18 protein-coding genes are annotated in these 22,416 nt (G+C 71.1%); 7 read left to right on the forward strand and 11 right to left on the reverse strand.

What is annotated here, in order from left to right:
- Positions 1-156 precede the first annotated feature (156 nt).
- A complete protein-coding gene (locus ACFVYS_RS25300) occupies positions 157-2,340 on the reverse strand; it encodes a serine/threonine-protein kinase (protein WP_389505455.1) in 2,184 nt (727 codons plus the stop codon).
- 253 nt (positions 2,341-2,593) lie between these two features.
- On the opposite strand from ACFVYS_RS25300, the gene ACFVYS_RS25305 reads away from it, so the two are divergent.
- Positions 2,594-3,637, forward strand: coding sequence for a serine hydrolase domain-containing protein (locus ACFVYS_RS25305; protein WP_389505457.1), 1,044 nt, complete (start codon positions 2,594-2,596; stop codon positions 3,635-3,637).
- 199 nt (positions 3,638-3,836) lie between these two features.
- On the opposite strand, the gene ACFVYS_RS25310 is transcribed toward ACFVYS_RS25305, so the two are convergent.
- Entirely contained in the window at positions 3,837-5,543 is a 1,707-nt protein-coding gene (locus tag ACFVYS_RS25310) for a glycerol-3-phosphate dehydrogenase/oxidase (RefSeq protein ID WP_389505459.1), read from the reverse strand.
- 376 nt (positions 5,544-5,919) lie between these two features.
- On the opposite strand from ACFVYS_RS25310, the gene ACFVYS_RS25315 reads away from it, so the two are divergent.
- A complete protein-coding gene (locus ACFVYS_RS25315) occupies positions 5,920-7,128 on the forward strand; it encodes a nucleotide sugar dehydrogenase (protein WP_389505461.1) in 1,209 nt (402 codons plus the stop codon).
- Between the two features lie 577 nt (positions 7,129-7,705).
- Here ACFVYS_RS25315 and ACFVYS_RS25320 read toward each other — a convergent pair.
- The 4 genes from ACFVYS_RS25320 to ACFVYS_RS25335 form a co-directional block, all read right to left on the reverse strand.
- Entirely contained in the window at positions 7,706-8,830 is a 1,125-nt protein-coding gene (locus ACFVYS_RS25320; protein WP_389505463.1) for a GuaB3 family IMP dehydrogenase-related protein, read from the reverse strand.
- Positions 8,831-8,957: 127 nt separating this feature from the next.
- Entirely contained in the window at positions 8,958-10,463 is a 1,506-nt protein-coding gene (gene guaB / locus ACFVYS_RS25325; RefSeq protein ID WP_389505465.1) for an IMP dehydrogenase, read from the reverse strand.
- Between the two features lie 164 nt (positions 10,464-10,627).
- Entirely contained in the window at positions 10,628-11,215 is a 588-nt protein-coding gene (locus ACFVYS_RS25330; RefSeq protein WP_028807228.1) for a sigma-70 family RNA polymerase sigma factor, read from the reverse strand.
- Positions 11,216-11,662: 447 nt separating this feature from the next.
- Positions 11,663-12,274 carry a response regulator transcription factor gene (locus ACFVYS_RS25335; RefSeq protein WP_003948568.1) on the reverse strand — a complete coding sequence of 204 codons (612 nt, stop codon included), beginning with the start codon at positions 12,272-12,274 and terminating at the stop codon, positions 11,663-11,665.
- A 379-nt stretch (positions 12,275-12,653) separates the two neighbouring features.
- Here ACFVYS_RS25335 and ACFVYS_RS25340 point away from each other — a divergent pair, with 379 nt between their 5' ends.
- Entirely contained in the window at positions 12,654-12,983 is a 330-nt protein-coding gene (locus ACFVYS_RS25340; RefSeq protein WP_020132152.1) for a WhiB family transcriptional regulator, read from the forward strand.
- 82 nt (positions 12,984-13,065) lie between these two features.
- Here ACFVYS_RS25340 and ACFVYS_RS25345 read toward each other — a convergent pair whose 3' ends face one another.
- Complete coding sequence (locus ACFVYS_RS25345; protein WP_389505467.1) at positions 13,066-14,001, reverse strand: LysR family transcriptional regulator; 936 nt, start codon at positions 13,999-14,001, stop codon at positions 13,066-13,068.
- Positions 14,002-14,081: 80 nt separating this feature from the next.
- Here ACFVYS_RS25345 and ACFVYS_RS25350 point away from each other — a divergent pair, with 80 nt between their 5' ends.
- The 3 genes from ACFVYS_RS25350 (at position 14,082) to ACFVYS_RS25360 (ending at position 16,659) form a co-directional block, all read left to right on the forward strand.
- Positions 14,082-14,792 (forward strand): MOSC domain-containing protein, encoded by a 711-nt coding sequence (locus tag ACFVYS_RS25350; protein WP_389505469.1) that lies wholly within the window; start codon positions 14,082-14,084, stop codon positions 14,790-14,792.
- A gap of 296 nt (positions 14,793-15,088) precedes the next feature.
- Positions 15,089-15,862 (forward strand): SDR family oxidoreductase, encoded by a 774-nt coding sequence (locus tag ACFVYS_RS25355; protein WP_020132155.1) that lies wholly within the window; start codon positions 15,089-15,091, stop codon positions 15,860-15,862.
- Between the two features lie 89 nt (positions 15,863-15,951).
- On the forward strand, positions 15,952-16,659 hold the full coding sequence (locus tag ACFVYS_RS25360; RefSeq protein ID WP_389505471.1) for an ester cyclase: 708 nt from the start codon (positions 15,952-15,954) through the stop codon (positions 16,657-16,659).
- 213 nt (positions 16,660-16,872) lie between these two features.
- On the opposite strand, the gene groL is transcribed toward ACFVYS_RS25360, so the two are convergent.
- The 4 genes from groL to ACFVYS_RS25380 all read right to left on the reverse strand — a co-directional run bounded on the left by groL (position 16,873) and on the right by ACFVYS_RS25380 (position 21,127).
- Positions 16,873-18,498, reverse strand: a complete 1,626-nt coding sequence (groL, locus tag ACFVYS_RS25365; RefSeq protein ID WP_389505472.1) for a chaperonin GroEL — start codon at positions 18,496-18,498, stop codon at positions 16,873-16,875.
- Positions 18,499-18,609: 111 nt separating this feature from the next.
- Positions 18,610-18,918 carry a co-chaperone GroES gene (gene groES / locus ACFVYS_RS25370; protein WP_020132158.1) on the reverse strand — a complete coding sequence of 103 codons (309 nt, stop codon included), beginning with the start codon at positions 18,916-18,918 and terminating at the stop codon, positions 18,610-18,612.
- Positions 18,919-19,316: 398 nt separating this feature from the next.
- Entirely contained in the window at positions 19,317-20,141 is an 825-nt protein-coding gene (locus ACFVYS_RS25375; protein ID WP_389505474.1) for a polysaccharide deacetylase family protein, read from the reverse strand.
- Positions 20,138-21,127: a polysaccharide deacetylase family protein gene (locus ACFVYS_RS25380; protein WP_389505476.1), complete on the reverse strand. Its 990-nt coding sequence runs from the start codon at positions 21,125-21,127 to the stop codon at positions 20,138-20,140. The genes ACFVYS_RS25375 and ACFVYS_RS25380 overlap by 4 nt, the downstream gene beginning before the upstream one ends.
- 137 nt (positions 21,128-21,264) lie before the next feature.
- Here ACFVYS_RS25380 and ACFVYS_RS25385 point away from each other — a divergent pair.
- Positions 21,265-22,416 (forward strand): methyltransferase domain-containing protein (locus ACFVYS_RS25385; RefSeq protein ID WP_389505478.1); only part of this gene is annotated, 1,152 nt, incomplete at its 3' end.

The following is a 22,416-nucleotide window of genomic DNA, read 5'->3' on the forward strand; positions in this document are numbered from 1 at the left end:
GGTCGGTCAATTCCGTTCGTGTTGCGTTCCGTTACAGCCGTATCCGGCCGCATAGCTGGATGCGTACGGTCCGCAAGCACTCACGATACGTGCCGGAGGCAACTCGCAAAGAGGGGATGCCAGATCTCGCGCCCGAACACGGCCACTCGGCGGCCGCTACTTCTTGGGCGTGAACGTCTCCGTCAACGTCGTCCAGGTCGCCTGCCGCAGGTCGGTACCCCATGCGGCGGACTTGGCCGTGTACATCAGCGCGTACCCGAGGCTGTCGTTCACGACGAACCCGCGGTCGATGGTGCGGTACGCCGTCCCGTCGTCCGTGTAGGTGAACTCCCAGTCGGCCGTGTTCCAGCCCCGGTAGTCCACCGCCGCTATTTGGATCCTCTTGTACTGCGAGCGCGTCATGCCGCCCTCCTGGTTCTTCCAGTCGGCGACCGGATCACCCTTGGGCGTGGTCGTCCAGGCGACGAGCAGCTTCTGTCCGTCGGGCCCGGTGAAACGGTCGCCCGCGGAGTCCGAGGACCGGTACTTCCACCCCTTGGGCAGCCCGATCGAGTACCCCTGACCGCCCTTGTGTGTCGTGGTCTTGCTGTCCCCGGACGCGGTGACGCCGGACCCGGCGCCCCCGGCCGCGGAGGTGTCGCCCGACGCGGAACCGGAGGACGCGGCGGACTCCGAGGACGACGATCCGCCCGTACGGGTCCCGCTGTCCTCGTCCTCCTTGGTGTCGGCGCTCGCGCTCCCGCTCGCCACGACGGCCCCGGAACCACCGCCGCCCTTCGCGCCGCCTGTGGTGTCGTCGTCACCACCGAGGGTGAGGGCCAGCACGGTACCGAGCACCGCGAGCGCCACGACGACGGCGATGATCACCAGCGTCCGCTTGGGCACCACATCGGTCAGCGGTGCCCTGGGCACGGACCGAGGCGGCAGATCCGGCGGCGTCATCACGGGCCACCCGGAACTCCGCCCGGCACCCCCGCCAATACCCCCGGACTCAGCACCAGCCCCCGCGCCGCTGCCTGCACCTGCACCCGAACCGGAACGCGCCGCCGGAACGGATGGCGACGCCTGCGTCGCACCGGACACCGGCCTGGACGCCGGCCCGGACGTCGGCCTGGGCGCCGAGGCCGGCGCCGAACCCGTCGCGGCCCGGGAGACCTGGGCCGCGGGCGCGGCGGCGGACGGAGCGGCGGCGGAAGCGGCGGCCCCGGCACCCCGGCCCGCACCACCCTGCGGCGCACCGCTCTGCCGCGTCTCGGGCGCGCCCACGGAACCGGACGCAGTCGTGCCGTTCGCCGACTTGGCGCGGGCCGCGGCCGCCGAGGTCGCGGCGCCCGCCGCCACGGCGGCCTTGCGCACCGAGCGGAACGCGCCGCGCAGCTTCTCGCCCGCCTCGGCGCCCGCCGAACTCCCCCTGCCTCCGGCGGCGTCCGGCAGCGCCGGCAACGGCACGACCTTCGTCGCGTCCGCCGGCTCGGCGTGCCGCGGCTCGGGCGCGTGCAGCACCGCGTTGAACATCGCCCGCGCACCGGCGTCGTCGAGCCGCCGCGCGGGATCCTTGGTGAGCAGGCCGTAGATGACGTCCTTCAGCGGACCCGCGTTCTTCGGCTCCTCCAACTGCTCGGTCATCACCGCGGTGAGCGTGGCGATCGCCGAACCCTTGTCGTACGGGGGCGAGCCCTCGACCGCCGCGTACAGCAGACCGCCGAGTGACCACAGGTCGGCCGCCGGGCCCGGCTTGTGACCGCGGGCCCGCTCCGGGGAGATGTACGAGGGCGCGCCCACGAGCATGCCGGTGGAGGTGATCGACGGGTCGCCCTCGACCTGCGCGATACCGAAGTCGGTGAGCACGACCCGGCCGTCCTCGGCGATCAGCACGTTCGACGGCTTCACGTCACGGTGCAGGATGCCCTCGCGGTGCGCCGAACGCAGCACGTCGAGGATGGCCAGCCCGACCTCCGCCGCACGCTTCGGCTCCAGCACGCCGTCCTCACGGATGACCTCGGCGAGCGACTTGCCCTCGACGAGTTCCATCACGATCCACGGCCGGTCGTCCTCCTCGACCACGTCGAAGACCGTCACCGCGCTGTTGTTGCGGATCCGCGCGATGGCCTTGGCCTCGCGCAACGTCCGCGTGATCAGCCGGCGCTTCTCGTCCTCGTCGATGTTCCCCGGGAACCGCAGCTCCTTGACGGCGACCGTGCGTCCGAGGGTCTCGTCCTCGGCGCGCCACACCGTCCCCATGCCGCCGCGGCCGAGTACGTCTCCCAGCCGGTACCGCCCGGCGAGGAGACGTGCGCTCTTGTCCTGACGGGATGCTCCCGCCCGCTCCGCCTCCGACATGCGTCCCCTCATGCAACCCGCCCTGACAGAGCCTCCATTGTCCCTCACCCGACAAGTGCCCGACGCCCAGGGTGCCCCTCATCCCCTCTCGGCCGCACTCAGGAGCGGTGCATTCCGGCCAGAAGGTGCAGCACGCTCCGGCCACGGAGCCCCCACGAGCCCCTTTCGTCGGTCGGGGACCGGATGAAGTGAGGCGCGACCGGCCCTGGATGATGAGCCTGCCGGGAGAGAAGGGGAGAAGGGAGGAGCCGTGATGCGACCGCTACGGAGCATGGTGGCCGTACCCCTGTCCCTCGCACTCCTCGGCCTGTTCCCGACCGGCTCACGGGCGACCCCCGTTCCCCCCACGGACTTCCTCCTCCCGCTGCTCCTCACCCGGGGCAAGGCGCCCGCCGCCGCCCTGCTGGCCCGCGAGGAGAGCGGTACCCGCTACGCGGAGGCGGGCCCGGGCGTCTCCCGGTCCGATCACTTCCGGGCCGGCAGTATCACCAAGACCTTCCTCGCGACCGTCGTGCTCCAACTGGCCGCCGAGCGAAGGCTGTCGCTGTCCGACACGGTGGAGTCGCACCTGCCGGGCCTGGTGCGCGGGGCGGGCAACGACGGGCGCGCGCTGACCCTGCGTTCCCTGCTCACCCACACCAGTGGCCTGTACGACTTCACCCGGGACACCGAAGGCACCGTCCCCGTGCTCCCGCTGCAAGCCGTTCGTATCGCTGTCACCCACCCTCCGGCCGACCGCGGCCGCTTCGCCTACTCCAACACCAACTACGTCCTGCTCGGCCTGGTGGTCGAGCAGGTCACCGGCCGCTCGTACGCCACGGAGGCGGAGCGGCGGATCATCGCTCCCCTGCGCCTGACGGGCACCTCCTTCCCCGGCTCCCGCACCTCTCTGCCCTCCCCGCACGGCCGCGCCTACAACCCGGACGGGACCGATGTCACCGCGCTCGACCCGCGGGTGGCCGGGGCCGCGGGCGAACTGGTGACCACACTCACCGACCTGGACCGCTTCTACGCGGCGCTGCTCGGCGGCGAACTGCTGCCCCCGCGCCGGCTGCGCGAGATGCTCGACACCCGTACCGCACACGGCTCGTACGGCATGGGCCTGTTCCCCGCGAAGCTCCCGTGCGGCGTCACGGTGTGGGGACACAACGGCCGGATCTCCGGCAGCTACGTGCGCACCGCGGCCACCGTCGACGGTCGGCGTGTCCTCACGTTTCGGGTGAACACGACGGCGATCGCAGACCCCGCCCTCGAACCGGCCCTGCTCGCCGCCGAGTTCTGCCCTCGCAATGCGTAGAACGAGCCGGTGCCGAACGGAGATCCCGGATCGCTACACCCGTTCGAGTGAAACGACCACGCGAAAGCCGAACCCGGCCGGACCCTGCCGAGCAGGACCCGGACGAGGACCGGCCCGGACCCGGACGGGGACCGGACGGACGGGGACCAGACCGGACCCGGACCCGGACCCGGACCCGGGCAGCGAAGGGAACGGAACGTCAGAGCTGCACGATGTCCGGTGCTCCCAGGCGCGCCGCGTCCGCCGTCAGGTCGTCGGGCTGGCGCTGGGACTCGCGCTCGGCCTCCACCCGCTTCTCGTAGTGCTGGACCTCGCGCTCGATGTGGTCCTTGTCCCAGCCGAGGACCGGCGCCATCAGCTCGGCGGCCTCGCGGGCGCTGCGCGTGCCGCGGTCGAAGGTCTCGATGGAGATGCGGGTGCGGCGCGTCAGGACGTCGTCCAGGTGCCGTGCTCCCTCGTGCGAGGCGGCATAGACGATCTCGGCGCGCAGATAGTCGTCGGCGGCCTGGAGCGGCTCGCCCAGCGTCGGGTCGGCGGCGATGAGATCCAGCACCTCCTCCGCCATCGCCCCGAAGCGGTTCAGCAGATGCTCCACCCGCACCACGTGCAGTCCGGTCCGCGCGGCGATCCGCGCCCGCGCGTTCCACAGCGCCCGGTAGCCCTCCGCGCCTATCAGCGGCACGTCCTCCGTGACGCAGTCGGCGACCCGTTGGTCGAGCCCGCGCACCGCCTCATCGACGGCGTCCTTCGCCATCACCCGGTACGTCGTGTACTTGCCGCCCGCCACGACCACCAGTCCCGGCACCGGATGCGCGACAGTGTGCTCCCGCGACAGCTTGCTGGTGGCGTCGGACTCGCCGGCCAGCAGCGGCCGCAGCCCGGCGTACACGCCCTCGACGTCGTCGCGGGTCAGCGGCACCCGCAGGACCGAGTTCACATGCTCCAGCAGATAGTCGATGTCCGCGCTGGAGGCGGCCGGGTGGGCCTTGTCGAGGTCCCAGTCGGTGTCGGTGGTGCCGATGATCCAGTGCCGACCCCACGGGATGACGAACAGCACGGACTTCTCGGTGCGCAGGATCAGACCGGTGGACGAACTGATCCGGTCCCTCGGCACGACGAGATGGATGCCCTTGGACGCGCGGACGTGGAACTGCCCGCGCTCCCCCACCATCGCCTGGGTGTCGTCGGTCCACACACCCGTGGCGTTGACGACCTGCCGGGCGCGGATCTCGTACTCGCCGCCGCCCTCGAGGTCCTGCACCCGCGCGCCGACGACACGTTCGCCCTCGCGGAGGAAGCCCGTCACCCGCGCGCGGTTGGCAGCCTGGGCCCCGTAGGCCACGGCCGTACGTACGAGGGTGGCGACGAAGCGGGCGTCGTCCATCTGGGCGTCGTAGTACTGCAGCGCGCCGACCAGCGCGTCCTTCTTCAAGGCGGGGGCGACCCGCAGGGCGTGACCGCGGGTCAGATGGCGGTGCGTCGGCAGGCCCCGGCCGTGCCCGCGGGCCATGGACATCGCGTCGTAGAGCGCGACGCCCGAACCGGCGTACCAGCGTTCCCAGCCCTTGTGCTGGAGCGGGTACAGGAAGGGCACGGGCTTCACGAGGTGCGGAGCGAGCCGCTCCAGCAGCAGCCCGCGCTCCTTCAGCGCCTCCCGTACGAGCGCGAAGTCGAGCATCTCCAGATAGCGCAGGCCACCGTGGATCAGCTTGCTCGACCGGCTCGACGTGCCCGACGCCCAGTCGCGCGCCTCGACCAGCCCCGTGGACAGACCGCGCGTCACGGCGTCCAGGGCGGTGCCCGCACCGACCACACCGGCTCCCACCACCAGCACGTCCAGCTCTCGCTCGGCCATGGCTGCCAGTGACTCGGCTCGCTGTGCCGGCCCCAGTGTCGCTGTCCTCACCACTGCCTCCCGCTGTAGGTCGCGCCGGCCGCACCCTCAGGGCGAGATCCGGTCCGTTTCCCTCATGCCCAAATTCTGACCGTGATGCCCGGCTTCAGCCACCACTCGCCCCCAGCCTGTGGACAACTCTCACGGAACCCGAACCGGCCTTCCGGAGAACACGGCCGAACACGCAGCGGACGACACGGCCGGTCACAGCCGGTCACGCCGGTCGGCACACTGCCCGAGCAGGCCGGTCGACACAGCCGACCAACACAGTCGATCAATCCCACATAACGGTCATATTTACTCCTAGTCTGACATTGCGCTCGTCCACTCTGTCCACCGGGCTTGCGCACCTGTCCCACCTCGGTTACTGGGAAGGACGGCATACGCCATGCCCGCAGATCTCGCCGTCATCGGACTCGGCCCGTTCGGCCTGCCCCTGGCCCAGGCCGCCGTGGCCGCCGGAATCCCCACCATCGGCTACCGCACCGGCCCCGAGGCCGGCTCCCTCAGCCCCGCCGAACTGCGCCGGATGCTCTCGGGAGGCTTCCGGCCCGCCACCAACCCCGCGGAGCTGGGCCGGGTACGCACCGCCGTCATCTGCGCCCCCACTCCGCGCGACGCGGACGGCGGACTCGACCTGAGCCAGCTGGAGACGGCCGCCCGCACCCTCGCCGGACACCTGCGCCCGCACACCACCGTGATCCTCGAGTCGCCCGTGTACCCCGGGGCCACGGAGGACTTTCTGCGGCCGCTGCTGGAGGAGACCTCCGGCCTCCGCGCGGGACGCGACTTCCACCTCGCCTACTCCCCCAGCCGGGTCGACCCCGGCAGCCGCGCCTTCAACCCGGCCAACACCCCGAAGGTCATCGGCGGCCTCACCCCCGCCTGCACCGAGTCCGCCGCCGCCTTCTACGGCCGTCTCACCGACAAGGTGGTACGCGCGCGTGGCCTGCGGGAGGCCGAGACCGTGCAGCTCCTGGAGACCAACTTCCGGCACGTCAACATCGCCCTCGTCAACGAGATGGCCGTCCTCTGCCACGACCTGGGCGTCGACCTGTGGGACGTCGTCCGCTGCGCGGAGACCAAGCCCTTCGGCTTCGAGGCCTTCCGCCCCGGCCCCGGGGTCGGCGGCCACTCCGTCGCCCTGGACCGCACCGGCCACCCGGGCAGCCCGCTGCGCCTGGTCGAACTGGCCCAGCAGGTCAACAACCGCATGCCCCGCTACGTCGTCCAGCGCGCCGCCGCCCTCCTCAACGAGCACGGCAAGTCGGCACGGGGAGCACGCGTGCTGCTGCTCGGCGTCACCTACAAGCCCGACCTCGCCGACCAGCAGAACACCCCCGCGCGCGAGATCGCGGTCCGCCTGATGGAGCTCGGCGCGGCCGTCAGCTACAACGACCCGCACGTCCCGTCCTGGAGCGTCCTGGACCGCCCGGTGCCGCGCGCCGACTCCCTCTACGAGGCCGCCGCCGACGCCGACCTGACGATCCTCCTGCAGCAGCACCGGACGTACGACCTCCAGGGCCTGTCGGTGAAGGCACAGCTGCTGCTGGACACGCGGGGGGCCACCCCCACGGGGGCGGCGCACCGGTTGTGAGCCGGGGCGCACACGGCCGCCTCGGGCTCCGGGGACTGGTGGCGTGCGCCACTGCCCGCCGGTAACGTACGGAACAGGCGGAGCCCACCGCAGCGGTCACTGCGGCAGGCTCCAGGATGGATCACGGAGTGTCCGCCCCTACTGTGCTTGGGGGCGGCCGCTCACCAACCGAAAAGACGCAAGATCCACCTTCTCCGGCACTGCACCGTCCGAGACGGAGTCGGTCCCAGCGGGTGGGCTTTCGGTGGCGTCCCATGGGCGCCCCCTTCCACGACGCCGCCCATGACCCGGTGGACGACACGTTCAGGAGTTCGGGCCGGGCCCCGAGGGCCGGGGTCCGGAACGATGTCCCTGGAAGGGGGCACCCCACACAACTGGGGCGCCGACCCGGACGCTACTGTCCGCGACCCCCCTGACCAGCCCACTTCCGCTCCCGAACGCAACCGCGCGCCCCCGTCCCGCGCCACCCGCCCCGTCCCACGCGGGCATGGGAACGAGACATGCGAAAGGGGCCGGTCACCTCACCCGAGTGAGATGACCGGCCCCTGCCGACGTCCTGTCCTACGGAAAAGCGCGCCTACCGCCGGTGCACCGAGTCCGCGACCGTCACCTCGACGCGCTGGAACTCCTTCAGCTCGCTGTAGCCGGTGGTGGCCATGGCGCGGCGCAGGGCGCCGAAGAGGTTCATCGAGCCGTCGGGCTTGTGCGAGGGGCCCGTGAGGACCTCCTCGATGGTGCCCACCGTGCCGAGGTCGACCTTCTGCCCGCGCGGCAGCTCCTCGTTGACGGCCTCCATGCCCCAGTGGTGACCACGGCCCGGCGCGTCGGTCGCGCGCGCGAGCGGCGAGCCCATCATCACCGAGTCGGCGCCGCAGGCGATCGCCTTGGCCAGGTCGCCGGACCAGCCGACGCCGCCGTCCGCGATCACGTGCACGTACCGGCCGCCGGACTCGTCCATGTAGTCACGGCGGGCCGCCGCCACGTCCGCGACCGCCGTCGCCATCGGGACCTGGATGCCCAGCACGTTGCGCGTGGTGTGCGCCGCGCCGCCGCCGAAGCCGACCAGGACGCCCGCCGCGCCCGTGCGCATCAGGTGCAGAGCCGCCGTGTAGGTGGCACAGCCGCCGACGATCACGGGGACGTCGAGCTCGTAGATGAACTGCTTCAGGTTCAGCGGCTCGTGCGAACCGGAGACGTGCTCCGCCGACACGGTCGTGCCGCGGATGACGAAGATGTCCACGCCCGCGTCCACGACGGCCTTGGAGAACTGGGCCGTGCGCTGCGGGGACAGCGCCGCCGCGGTGACCACGCCCGAGTCGCGCACCTCCTTGATGCGCTGCCCGATCAGCTCCTCCTTGATGGGAGCCGCGTAGATCTCCTGGAGGCGGCGGGTCGCGGTCTCCGCGTCCAGCTCGACGACCTCGTCGAGCAGCGGCTGCGGGTCCTCGTGCCGGGTCCACAAACCCTCGAGGTTGAGGACGCCGAGGCCGCCCAGCTCGCCGATGCGGATGGCGGTGGCCGGGGAGACGACCGAGTCCATGGGGGCGGCCAGGAAGGGCAGCTCGAACCGGTAGGCGTCGATCTGCCAGGCGATCGAGACCTCCTTCGGGTCCCGCGTACGGCGGCTGGGGACGACGGCGATGTCGTCGAAGGCGTACGCCCGGCGGCCGCGCTTGCCGCGCCCGATCTCGATCTCAGTCACGTGTGTGGCCTTTCCCTGATGCGTTGCAGCGTCTTCCAGTATCGCCGACGGGTACGACAAGGGCGGCCCCGGAGTCTCCGGGGCCGCCCTCGGTACGCCTTACGAACGCTTCACGCGCGCGTGAGGGTCACTTGCGGCTGTAGTTCGGCGCCTCGACCGTCATCTGGATGTCGTGCGGGTGGCTCTCCTTCAGGCCCGCGGACGTGATCCGGACGAAGCGGCCGTTGTCCTGGAGCTCCGGCACGGTCCGGCCGCCGACGTAGAACATCGACTGGCGCAGACCGCCGACCAGCTGGTGGACGACGGAGGACAGCGGGCCGCGGTAGGGGACCTGGCCCTCGATGCCCTCGGGGATCAGCTGCTCGTCGGAGGCGACGCCCTCCTGGAAGTAGCGGTCCTTGGAGAACGACTTGCGCTCGCCGCGGGTCTGCATCGCACCCAGGGAACCCATGCCGCGGTAGGACTTGAACTGCTTGCCGTTGATGAACAGCAGCTCGCCCGGCGACTCCTCGCAGCCCGCGAGCAGCGAACCCAGCATCACCGTGTCGGCGCCCGCGACCAGGGCCTTGGCGATGTCGCCGGAGTACTGGAGGCCGCCGTCGCCGATGACCGGGACACCGGCCTCCTTGGCGGCGAGCGCGGCCTCGTAGATGGCGGTGACCTGCGGGACGCCGATGCCGGCGACCACGCGAGTCGTACAGATGGAGCCCGGCCCGACGCCGACTTTGATGGCGTCGGCGCCCGCGTCCACCAGGGACTTGGCGCCGTCACGGGTGGCGATGTTGCCGCCGATGACGTCCACCCGCGTGTGGTTCGACTTGATCTTGGCGATCATGTCGCCGACGAGCCGCGAGTGGCCGTGGGCGGTGTCCACGACGATGAAGTCGACGCCGCGCTCGATCAGGGCCTGGGCCCGCTCGAAGGAGTCACCGGCTACGCCGACGGCCGCGCCGACCAGCAGCCGGCCCTCGCCGTCCTTCGCGGCGTGCGGGTACTTCTCCGCCTTGACGAAGTCCTTGACCGTGATGAGGCCCTTGAGAGCGCCCTCGTCGTCGACCAGCGGAAGCTTCTCGATCTTGTGCTTGCGCAGCAGCTCCATGGCCTCGGCGCCGGAGATGCCGACCTTGCCGGTGACCAGCGGCATCGGCGTCATGACCTCGTGCACGCGGCGCGAGCGGTCGGTCTCGAAGGCCATGTCGCGGTTGGTGACGATGCCGAGCAGCCGCTTGTTGCCGTCGGTGACCGGGACGCCGCTGATGCGGAACTTGCCGCACAGCGCGTCGGCCTCGGCGAGCGTGGCCTCCGGGTGGATGGTGATCGGGTCGGTCACCATGCCGGACTCGGAGCGCTTCACCAGGTCGACCTGGTTGGCCTGGTCCTCGATGGAGAGGTTGCGGTGCAGAACACCGACGCCGCCCTGGCGGGCCATCGCGATCGCCATGCGCGATTCGGTGACCTTGTCCATGGCGGCGGACAGCAGCGGGATGTTCACCCGCACGTTCTTGGAGACGTACGAGGCGGTGTCGATCTCGTCGGGAGCCATGTCCGACGGGCCCGGCAGCAGCAGCACGTCGTCGTAGGTGAGCCCGAGGGTCGCGAATTTTCCGGGCACTCCGTCGACGTTGGCAGTCATGACACCTTCCCCAAATGGCCTTGATCGGTGCGGATGTCCATGCTAACGGGAAGCGCACCTCCCGAATTCCACGGTCGAGTGTGACTCCGGGCTTCGTATGTTCGTACGGAAACGGTCGGTGCCCTGTTCATCGGCGCCTGTTCCGAAGGGGCTGCTACGGACTGCTACTGCTCGGCGAGCGCCCGCAGTCTGCTCAGTGCCCGGTGCTGGGCCACGCGGACCGCCCCGGGTGACATTCCCAACATCTGGCCGGTCTCCTCGGCGGTGAGGCCTACGGCGATGCGCAGCAGGAGCAGCTCCCGCTGGTTCTCGGGCAGGTTGGCCATGAGCTTCTTGGCCCACTCGGCATCGCTGCTGAGCAGGGCGCGCTCCTCGGGGCCGAGTGAGTCGTCCGGCCGCTCGGGCATCTCGTCGGAGGGGACCGCCGTCGAGCCCGGGTGGCGCATCGCGGCGCGCTGGAGGTCGGCGACCTTGTGCGCGGCGATGGCGAAGACGAAGGCCTCGAAGGGCCTGCCGGTGTCCCGGTAGCGGGGCAGCGCCAGAAGAACCGCGACACAGACTTCCTGCGCGAGATCCTCCACGAAGTGGCGCGCGTCGCCGGGCAGCCGGGACAGCCGGGTGCGGCAGTAGCGCAACGCCAAGGGGTGGACATGGGCCAGCAGGTCATGAGTGGCCTGCTCGTCGCCGTCCACGGCGCGATGGACGAGCGACCCGATCGTCCCCACGGCAGTGACCGCCTCGTCATCGCGCATCGGTCCATGGTGCACTGCGGCCGGACCGGCCGCGGCACCGTGCCCATCGTTGTGCACCGAAGCGTTATGAGCAGGTGCGCCGGAACTCATCCCCTGCGCCCTCCCCTCCCGCTCGACCGACTCGTCCCCGAGGAACTCCACACCTCAAGGATGCGGCATCCGCGGCGAAACGAGCAGCGGGCACCCGGCGAGAGCCTGTGCCGCCCTCGTCCGCCGTGCGGTGGGAGGGGTCCTCGTTCGACCTCCGCACCGCGTCTGAGCAGGGAGGTTCACCCATGACCCCGCTCTCCTCACTGAATGACGGATGTCACCCGAACCCGGTCGGCTCCGCCGGACGGCCGGGGGCCGCCCCGCCTCGAACCGGTCCAGGCCCCGTCCCGCTCGGCCCCGCTCCGGGCCGGGCCGGCGCACGGACGGGCGGCGGGGACGGGAAGGCGGGGACGCGGCCTAACGGACCAGTCCCCACCGGAAGCCGAGCGCCACCGCGTGCGCGCGGTCCGAGGCGCCGAGCTTCTTGAAGAGCCGGCGGGCGTGCGTCTTGACGGTGTCCTCGGAGAGGAACAGCTCACGGCCGATCTCCGCGTTGGAGCGGCCGTGGCTCATGCCCTCGAGGACCTGGATCTCACGCGCGGTGAGGGTGGGCGCGGCGCCCATCTCGGCCGAGCGCAGCCGGCGCGGGGCGAGCCGCCAGGTCGGGTCGGCGAGCGCCTGCGTGACGGTCGCCCGCAGTTCCGCACGCGAGGCGTCCTTGTGCAGATAGCCGCGAGCGCCGGCGGCCACCGCGAGGGCGACGCCGTCGAGGTCCTCCGCGACGGTCAGCATGATGATGCGTGCTCCGGGGTCGGCGGACAAAAGCCGCCGCACGGTCTCGACGCCGCCCAGTCCGGGCATGCGTACGTCCATCAGAATCAGGTCCGAGCGGTCGGCACCCCAGCGGCGGAGGACTTCCTCGCCGTTGGCCGCCGTCGTCACGCGCTCGACGCCGGGCACGGTCGCGACCGCGCGGCGGAGCGCCTCTCGGGCAAGCGGGGAGTCGTCGCAGACGAGGACGGAAGTCATGGCCGCCCTCCGCAGCTGATGCGCGTCACCTTGTGCCTCCAGGCTGTTACGAATCGTCACCTGTGCGGTCGACCGTCTCGGACGCCTGCCCGAGCGTTTGTGTTTTCAACCGCCACCGCACTCTCAACGATGGTCACTCGAAAGAGTTACGGGGCTGCATGCATTCTTCGGCACTCTACGTGAGGGGGCGGATACAGAGGAGGCAACCACACGGACCCTCAAGCTTTCATCACAAGCAGTGCCCCATTCGGCCCCATTTCTTCCCTTTTACTGGTGTCTGAGGCTAGATTCGCAATGAGTCATATTTTCATCTCCTTAGATCGTAGTTGTACGGTCGTGGGCACCGTATCCGCTCTGAACGGCTACAAGGGGTCACGCAATGGCAGATTTCTCCCGCCTTCCCGGACCGAACGCGGACCTGTGGGACTGGCAGCTTCTGGCTGCCTGCCGCGGGGTGGACAGTTCGCTCTTCTTCCATCCGGAGGGTGAGCGCGGGGCGGCTCGGAGCGCTCGAGAGAACTCGGCCAAGGAGGTCTGCATGAGGTGCCCGGTCCGCGCGCAGTGTGCGGCGCACGCGCTGGCGGTACGTGAGCCGTACGGCGTGTGGGGCGGGTTGACCGAGGACGAGCGCGAGGAGCTGATGGGCCGGGCGCGCAATCGCCTGGTCTCGGCGTCGTCGGGCGCGAGAGACGCTTCCTCGAACACATGAAGGAACGTTTCTGCAAAGCGCTGTGAAGCAAAGGTTCCGAAAACGGCGGGCACACGCGTGTGCCCGCCGTTTTCGGTTGCCGTCAGCCGAGGCTCGCCGCCGCCCGACCCAGCTGCTCCAGCGTGGCCGACACCGCCGGCACCTGGGCCAGGTCCGGCAGGGTCAGCGCGACGATCTCCCGCCGCACCGCCGGTTCCAGGGTCACCGCGCGGGCGCCACGCGGCCGGACGGACTCGATCGCGAGCTGCGGCAGCACGGCGACGCCGAGGCCGGCGCCCACCAGGCCGACCACCGCCGGATAGTCGTCGGTCGCGAAGTCGATGCGGGGCGTGAAGCCGGCGCTCTCGCACACCTGGACCAACTGGCCTCGGCAGCGCGGACAGCCCGCGATCCACGGCTCGGCGGCGAGGTCGCCGATGGCGACGGACCCCGAGGACCCCGTGCGCGCCAGGCGGTGCCGTTCGGGGACGAGGGCGACCAGCCGGTCCGTCAGCAGCGGCCGTACGACCAGGTCGTCCCATTCGCCTTCGCCGGCCTGCTCGGCGTCGCCGGTGCCCGTCGCGCGTTCGTAGCGGAAGGCGAGAGCGATGTCGCAGTCGCCCTCGCGGAGCAGCTCGACCGACTTCGGCGGCTCGGCCTCCTCCAGGGAGACCCGGGTGCCGGGGTGGGCCGCGCGCAGGGCGGCGAGGGCGGTCGGGACGAGGGTGGAGCTGCCGCTGGGGAACGACACCAGACGGACCCGGCCGGCGCGCAGTCCCGCGATGGCGGCGACCTCCTCCTCGGCGGCGGTCAGTCCGGACAGGATGCCGACCGCGTGCCGGACGAGGGCCTCGCCCGCCTGGGTCAGCCGCATCTCCCGTCCGCTGCGGATCAGCAGGGGTGTGCCGACGGACGCCTCCAGCGCCTTCATCTGCTGGCTGACGGCCGGCTGCGTGCAGCCCAGTTCGCGCCCGGCCGCCGAGAAGGAGCCGGTGGCGGCCACGGCACGCAGGACGCGGAGATGACGGGCCTCGATCATTCGCCGAGCATAAGCGAGCCTTGGAGCGGCACGCGAATAATGCGTCGACACTTTGACCCCCGGGCTCGTACCGTGCCGCTATGAGGCTTCTGTCTGTCAATCTGGGCCGCCCGAAGGCCGTGCCGTACACCGACCAGCCGCAGGGCCTGACCGGGATCGACAAGCGGCCGGTCGAGGGGCCCGTGCGGGTCGCGGCGCCCGGCCCCAAGGGGGTCGGGGCGAGCGGACTGGCCGGGGACGCCGTATGCCACCTGCGCCACCACGGCGGCGACGACCAGGCGGTGTACGCCGTCGCCCGCGAGGACCTCGACGACTGGGAGCGCGAGCTGGGGCGGACGCTGGCCAACGGCGCGTTCGGCGAGAACCTCACCACCACGGGTCTCGACGTCTCCGGCGCGCGGATCGGCGAGCGCTGGCGGATCGGCCCCGAGGTGGTGCTGGAGGTGACGTCCGGACGGATACCGTGCCGCACCTTCCAGGGCCACCTGGGCGAGAAGCGGTGGGTGCGGCGATTCACCGAGAAGGCCGCCACGGGCGCCTATCTGCGGGTCGTGGTGCCGGGTGAGATCCGCACGGGGGATCCGGTACGGATCGTCCACCTGCCGGAACACGAGGTGACGGCCAGGATGCAGTTCCAGGCCGCCACCACGCACCGGGAGCTGCTGCCCCGGCTGCTCGCGGCGGGCGAGGCACTGCACTCGGAGTCACTGGCGGCAGCCCGCGAGTACGTGGCGAAGTACGGGGACGGGGAGGCGTCCGGGTCGGCGTCGGGGTCCGGGTCCGGGGAGTAGTCCGGGGCGACGGCCGCGCCTCGGATCAGCAGCTCCGCCGCTCGTCCACCGGACGGGTCCTGGAGGGGCCCGGGGCAGGTCCGGGTCCGGGCCCGGGGGCTGCTCCGGGGTAGGGGCGGGGGCGGGTGCGGGGGCAAGTCCGGTAGAAGTTGCGGGGGCTGAGTCGGCATCAGCTGAGTCGGTTTCCTGGGGCGGGGTGCGGCGCGGCGGGCGCGGGGGTGCGCACGGAGTCTTCACCTTCGGGAGGCCGCGTGCAGAGAACGGACGCCCGTACTCCAGGTCACTAATCTTCTGCCATGACAACGGCTCTGATTACGGGTTCCACCGCGGGCATCGGTGCCGCGTTCGCACGCAGACTGGCGGCGGACGGGCACGATCTCGTCCTCGTGGCACGGGACATCAAGCGGCTGCGCGAGCAGGCGACCGAGTTGCACGACCGGCACGGCATCGAGGCGGAGGTGCTGACGGCCGACCTCGCCACGGACGGGGGCATCGAGGCGGTGGCCGCCCGGCTCGGTGACCGCAAGAACCCCGTCGACCTGCTGATCAACAACGCCGGCTTCGGCAACAAGGGCCGCTATCTCGATGTGTCCATGGCCGACGAGCTGAAGATGCTCAAGGTGCACTGCGAGGCGGTGCTGCGGCTGACGTCCGCAGCGACGGCGGCGATGCGCGAGCGCGGGCGCGGGGGTGTGGTCAACGTGGCCTCGGTCGCCGCCTTCGTGCCGCGCGGGACGTACGGGGCGTCCAAGGCGTGGGTCGTGCAGTTCACCCAGGGCGCGGCTAAGGACCTGGCGGGCAGCGGGGTGCGGCTGATGGCGCTGTGCCCGGGGTTCGTGCGCACGGAGTTCCATGAGCGGGCCGGGATGGGCACGGACAACATCCCGGGCTGGATGTGGCTGGACGCGGACAAGCTGGTCGCGGCGGCGCTGCACGACCTGGCGCGCGGGAAGTCGCTGTCGATCCCCGATCCGCGCTACAAGGCGCTGATGGGCCTGGTGAAGGTGACGCCGCGCTCGCTGCTGGGCGGGATCAGTTCGAGGACGGGCCGGAAGTACGGGCCGCAGTAGCGGGCCCGGCGGTGGGCGGGTGGCGTCGGCGCTCCGGTGGGAAAATGGGTGTGACAGGGACCGGACCCAGGGGGGCCGGAGGCGGCGTCATGACGTTCGTACAGCTCATCGACTGCAAGACCAGCCGGTTCGACGAGATGGACCGGCTGATGGACACCTGGGTCGAACAGACCAGGGGCAAGCGGACCGCGTCCCACGCGGTGGTCGGCAAGGACCGCTCGGACGCCTCGCACTTCATCGAGATCGTGGAGTTCCCTTCGTACGAGGAGGCGATGCGGAACTCGAACCTGCCCGAGACCGACAAGGTCTTCCGGGAGCTGGTGGCCCTGTGCGACGAGATGCCGACCTTCACGGATCTCGATGTCGTACGGGACGAGCAGTTGTACGCCGGAACGGCGCGGCGGTTCTTCGAGGCGATCGGCACGCGCGGTGAACTGCCGCCGCTCGACGGTCTGCTGGCCGAGGAGTATCACGACCACGATCCCGCCAACGAGCAGGACACCATGGGGATGGACGCGATGCGCCGGGAGGTCGAGATGTGGCGGGGCGGGTTCGACTTCGCCTTCTCCCTCGAGGACCAGATCGAGCAGGGGGACCGCGTGTGCAACCGGTGGACCTGGAGCGGCACCCACAAGGGTGACTTCATGGGGATCCCGGCCACCGGGAAGCAGGTCGGCATGACCGGCACGACCGTCTTCCGGTGCCGGGAGGACGGGAAGATCGTCGAGGCCTGGTGGCAGTACGACCGGCTGGGGCTGATGGAGCAGCTGGGGGCGCTGGACGCGTTGGAGCGCTGACTCCGGCTCCGTGAAGAACGCCCGCGAGAACGCCCGCGAAGGGAGAAGACCCCGTTCCGCAACGGAACGGGGTCTTCTTCGAGCACTCCGCGCCTCACGGGGTCCCTGCGTGCGGAGGCCCGGCACCCCTTGTCCGCGGGGTGCCGGGCCTCTGCCGTGCCGGCGACCTGGGTCGGTGTCCGTCGACCCGGGTCGGTGTGCCGACGCGCTGCGTCAGTGGGAGTGACCGTGCGAGTGGCCCGCGGCGGCCGGCTCTTCCTCTTCCTTCTTCTCGACGACCAGGGTCTCGGTCGTCAGGAGGAGGGAGGCGATGGACGCGGCGTTCTCCAGGGCGGAGCGGGTGACCTTGACCGGGTCGATGACGCCGGCCTTGACCAGGTCGCCGTACTCGCCGGTCGCGGCGTTGAAGCCCTGGCCCTTGTCGAGCTCGGCGACCTTGGAGGTGATGACGTAGCCCTCGAGGCCCGCGTTCTCGGCGATCCAGCGCAGCGGCTCGACGACGGCGCGGCGGACGACGGCGACACCGGTCGCCTCGTCGCCGGTCTTGCCGAGGCCGCCCTCGAGCACCTTGGCGGCGTGGACGAGCGCGGAGCCACCGCCGGAGACGATGCCCTCCTCGACCGCGGCGCGGGTCGCGGAGATGGCGTCCTCGAGACGGTGCTTCTTCTCCTTCAGCTCCACCTCGGTGGCGGCGCCGACCTTGATCACGCACACGCCGCCGGCCAGCTTCGCGAGGCGCTCCTGGAGCTTCTCGCGGTCCCAGTCGGAGTCGGTGTTCTCGATCTCGGCCTTGATCTGGCCGACCCGGCCCTGGACCTCGGCGGAGTCGCCGGCACCGTCGACGACCGTGGTGTCGTCCTTGGTGACGGTGACGCGGCGGGCGGAGCCGAGCACGTCGATGCCGACCTGGTCGAGCTTGAGGCCGACCTCTTCGGAGATGACGGTGGCGCCGGTGAGGACCGCGAGGTCCTGCAGCATCGCCTTGCGACGGTCACCGAAGCCGGGGGCCTTCACGGCGACCGCGTTGAAGGTGCCGCGGATCTTGTTGACGACGAGGGTGGAGAGCGCCTCGCCCTCCAGGTCCTCGGCGATGATCAGCAGCGGGCGCGAGGAGTTGGTCTGGATGACCTTCTCCAGCAGCGGCAGCAGGTCGGCGATCGAGGAGATCTTGCCCTGGTTGATGAGGATGTAGGGGTCCTCGAGGACGGCCTCCATGCGCTCCTGGTCCGTCACGAAGTACGGCGACAGGTAGCCCTTGTCGAAGGCCATGCCCTCGGTGAAGTCCAGCTCCAGACCGAAGGTGTTGGACTCCTCGACGGTGATGACACCGTCCTTGCCGACCTTGTCCATCGCCTCGGCGATGAGCTCGCCGACCTGCTGGTCCTGGGCCGACAGCGCGGCGACGGCGGCGATGTCGGACTTCTCTTCGATCGGGCGGGCGGTGGCCAGCAGTTCGTCGGAGATGGCCTTGACGGCGGCGTCGATGCCCTTCTTCAGGGCGGCCGGGGAGGCACCCGCGGCAACGTTCTTCAGACCCTCGCGTACGAGCGCCTGGGCGAGCACGGTGGCGGTGGTCGTACCGTCACCCGCGATGTCGTTGGTCTTGGTCGCCACCTCCTTCACCAGCTGGGCACCGAGGTTCTCGTACGGGTCGTCGAGCTCGACCTCGCGGGCGATCGTGACACCGTCGTTGGTGATGGTGGGGGCGCCGAACTTCTTGTCGATGACGACGTTGCGGCCCTTGGGGCCGATCGTCACCTTGACCGTGTCGGCAAGCTTGTTGACGCCGCGCTCGAGGGCGCGACGGGCGTCCTCGTCGAACTTCAGGATCTTCGCCATGGGAGCGGTTCAGCCCTCTCGGAAAACGTGGGAGAAACGAACTGCGCCCCCAGCACCCGGCTTCACAAAGTCGCGGGGCCAGGAGCGCAGTTCACTGCAAAACTGGGTGAATTACTTCTCGATGATCGCGAGCACGTCGCGAGCCGAGAGGACGAGGTACTCCTCGCCGTTGTACTTCACCTCGGTGCCGCCGTACTTGCTGTACAGGACTACGTCGCCGACCTTGACGTCGAGCGGCAGGCGCTCGCCGTTCTCGAAGCGACCCGGGCCCACCGCGAGGACAGCGCCCTCCTGGGGCTTCTCCTTCGCGGTGTCCGGGATGACCAGGCCAGAGGCCGTGGTCTGCTCGGCGTCGAGCGGCTGGACCACAATGCGGTCCTCGAGCGGCTTGATGGCAACCTTGGAGCTGGTGGTCGTCACGATCCGACCTCCCCCTTCGGAGATCTCACGGGGCTAACTGTCTGAGGTGGCGACCAGGTGGATCCGTCGTCGCGGGTGCCGGACCTGCCCGTCGCGTTTGGCACTCTCCAGGGGGGAGTGCCAGAACTGAGACTATGACCGCGATTAGCACTCGGTCAAGCGGAGTGCCAATGCCTGCGGCGCGTCGGCCGGATTTCAGCGGGCGTGAGGGTCTTGGTCGCCCGGTGTCGGTGCGGGCCGCCGTACTGGGGGCTGCCGCCCCCAGACCCCCGCTTCGGCCCTGAACGGGCCTCGTCCTCAAACGCCGGACGGGCTGGAAGACAGACCCCCGGCCTGCACCGGGAGTCAGGCATCCAGCCGGTGCTGGGAGGTCCCGGGGCAGTCCGTGAGGCGGACCCTCAGACGTAGTCCTCCAAGCGGCCCACCGTCAGGCCCTGCTCCTGTACCCGGCGCAGCAGGCGCGTCGTCCGTTCCCGTAGGCCCGGGCCCGTCGACTCGTCCGGGGCGACGGCGATGATGTCGCCGGGGTGGAGGCGGTGGGGGCCGTGCGGGTAGGTGAGATCGGTGGGGCCCATCGAGGCGCGCCACAGGACGATGGCCGCGATGCCGCAGTCGGCGGCGGCGCGTCGGGTGGTGGTGTCGTAGGTGCCGTAGGGCGGACGGAAGAGGCGGGGGCGCAGGCCGAAGCGGGCGCGGAGCTTGTCCTGCTGGCCGCAGATCTCGGCGCGCTGGCCGGCGTAGGGCAGGCCGCGCAGGGCCGGGTGGTCCAGGGTGTGGTTCTGGATGTTCGCGCCGACGGACCGCAGGCGCGCGAAGTGGGCGTAGCCCGGGCCCACCACGCTGTCCGTCAGGAACATGCTCACCGGCAGACGCAGCTCGCGGACCATGTCGACGAACCGGGGGTCGCGCTCGGCGCCGTCGTCGTAGGTGAGGAAGACGACCTTGTCGGTGGTCGGGACGTGGTCGACGACCGGCGGGAAGGCCGCTCCCGGGCTGCCCGCCAGGGAGCGGGCGGGGTGGTGCGGCGCGGGGGCCAGCGGGGCCGTCAGACCCCAGTGGCGGTACGCGTCCTGCCCGGCCGGCCCGTGCGGGCGGACCCGGGTGGCGGCCTTCTTGCCGAGCCGTTCGATCGGGTCGACGGACTGGGCGCAGCCCGCCAGGGTCGCCAGTGTGGTGAGGGTCGTCAGGATCAGCAGTACGGCCGGCAGACCCCGCGTCCTCACAGGTAGTCCTCCAGCCGTGCCACCGCGTACCCCTTCGCCGTGACCTTGTTCAGGAACCGGCGGACCATGTCGGGCATTGTGCCCTTCCAGTCGCCGCGGCCGCGGAAGTGGCTCAGGACGATGTCGCCGGGGTGGAGGTCCTGGTCCCACTCGCGGTACTCCCAGTGGTCGACGAAGACCTCCTCGGCCCAGAGCGGGGCGTAGCGCACGCCGCAGGTCTTCGCGGCGCGCAGGGTGTCCTGGTCGTAGTTGCCGAAAGGCGGCCGGAAGAGGGTGGGGCGCTTGCCGTAGCGCTTCTCGATCACGTTCTGCATGCCGCAGATCTCGCGCTTCTGGCGGGCGTAGGACAAGGCGGGCAGGTAGGGGTGGTGCAGGGTGTGGTTGTTCAGTCCCACGCCCCGGTCCTGCATCTTCTCGAAGTAGCCGTAGTCGTCCTTGACCAGGTAGTCGCTGAGGAAGGCGGTGTACGGGATCTTCAGCTCGCTCATCATGCGCAGGAACGCCGGGTCCTTCTCGGCTCCGTCGTCGATGGTGAGGAAGACGACCCGGTCCCTGGTCGGGATCGTGGTGAAGACCGGCGGGAGGCCGAGTTCCTCGTGGTCGTCGACCTCGAAGCCCTTGCGGGTGGTGATCTCCGGCTTGTCCGCGGGCGGCGCCGGGGGTGTCAGCGGGACCTTCTTCAGACCCCAGTGCTTCGCCGCGGCGACCCGGGCCCGGTGTGCGGCGCGGAGCCTGGAGGCGTACGAGTGCAGGGCGCGGGCGGGTGGCGCCGCGGGGGGCGGCCCCGCTTTCCGGGGCTGCTGGCCCGGCGCGGGGCTGGCCGCGCGGCCGGCGCCCTCGCCGCCTCCCGCGCAGCCCGTGGCGATGGTGGCCAGGGCGAGGACGGCGATCAGGCTCCGGACGCCCGCGCGCCGGCGGACAGGCCCGTGCCGACGCGGCACCCGAGAACAGCCGCGCTTGTCATCATCTTGTACGACAGGTCCCATGGCGCCGGATCCTCGCAGTCACCGCCCCGCAACCCCGTCCGACACCGCCGCCGAGGACACACCGTCCACCGACTGGCCCAAAGAGACCGGCGGCGGGCGGTGACCGGTGCCGCGGGCGGCTGGTCGACAATGAGGTGGTGAACGACCTCGCTCCCCTCCTCACCGCCGAGGGCCGTGCCCTCCTCGACCTGGTGCGTGGCACCGCTCCCGCCGACGAGCTCGCCGTCGCCACCCGGCTGCGCCGCGAGCACCCGGCCGACCTGGTGTCCGCGGCGCTCGGCCAGGCCCGGCTGCGACAGCGGGCGGCGGCGAAGTTCGGGGCCGCGGACGCGGAGCGGATGTTCTTCACGCCGAACGGGGTGGAGCAGTCGACGCGGGCGAGTGTCGCCGGGTACCGGGCCGAGCGGATGAAGGCACTGGGCGTGACCTCGGTCGCCGACCTGTGCTGCGGGATCGGCGGGGACGCGATCGCGCTCGCCCGGGCCGGGATCCGGGTGCTGGCGGTGGACCGGGACCCGGTCACCGCGGAGGTGGCGCGCGCGAACGCCGACGCGCTGGGGCTGAGTGCGCTGATCGAGGTGCGGGAGGCGGACGTCACCGAGGTGGACACCGGTGGCTACGACGCCGTGTTCGTCGATCCGGCGCGCCGGGGCGGCCGCGGGCGCATCTTCGATCCCGAGGCGTACTCGCCTCCCCTGTCGTGGGCGGTCGGCGCCGCCCTCGCGGCCCCGCGCGCCGCCCTGAAGATCGCGCCGGGCGTGCCGCACGAGGCGATCCCGGCCGAGGCCGAGGCCGAGTGGATCTCGGACGGCGGGGACGTGAAGGAGGCGGTGCTGTGGTTCGGCACCGAGCCGGGGGCCGTGCGGGCCACCCTGCTCCCGGGGCCGCGGACCCTGCTCGGCGCCGGGCTTCCCGACCCGGACGTCCGGCCGGTCGGGCGGTATCTGTACGAGCCCGACGGCGCCGTCATCCGGGCCCATCTGGTCGCCGACGTGGCCCGGGAGCTCGACGGCGGGCTGATCGACGAGACCATCGCCTACATCACCGCCGACACCCTGCGCCCCACCCCGTACGCCACCGCCTACGAGATCACCGACCGGCTCCCCTTCAACGTGAAGAAGTTGAAGGCGCTGCTGCGGGAGCGGGGCGTCGGGATCCTGACCGTGAAGAAGCGGGGGTCGGCGGTGGAGCCGGAGGAGCTGCGGAAGAAGGTGCTCCCCAAGGGTCAGGGGCCGCACTCGGCGACCGTGTTCCTGACGCGGGTGGCGGGGGCCCCGACGATGCTCGTC

Source organism: Streptomyces sp. NPDC058295, assembly GCF_042880655.1.
GTDB lineage: Bacteria > Actinomycetota > Actinomycetes > Streptomycetales > Streptomycetaceae > Streptomyces > Streptomyces coriariae.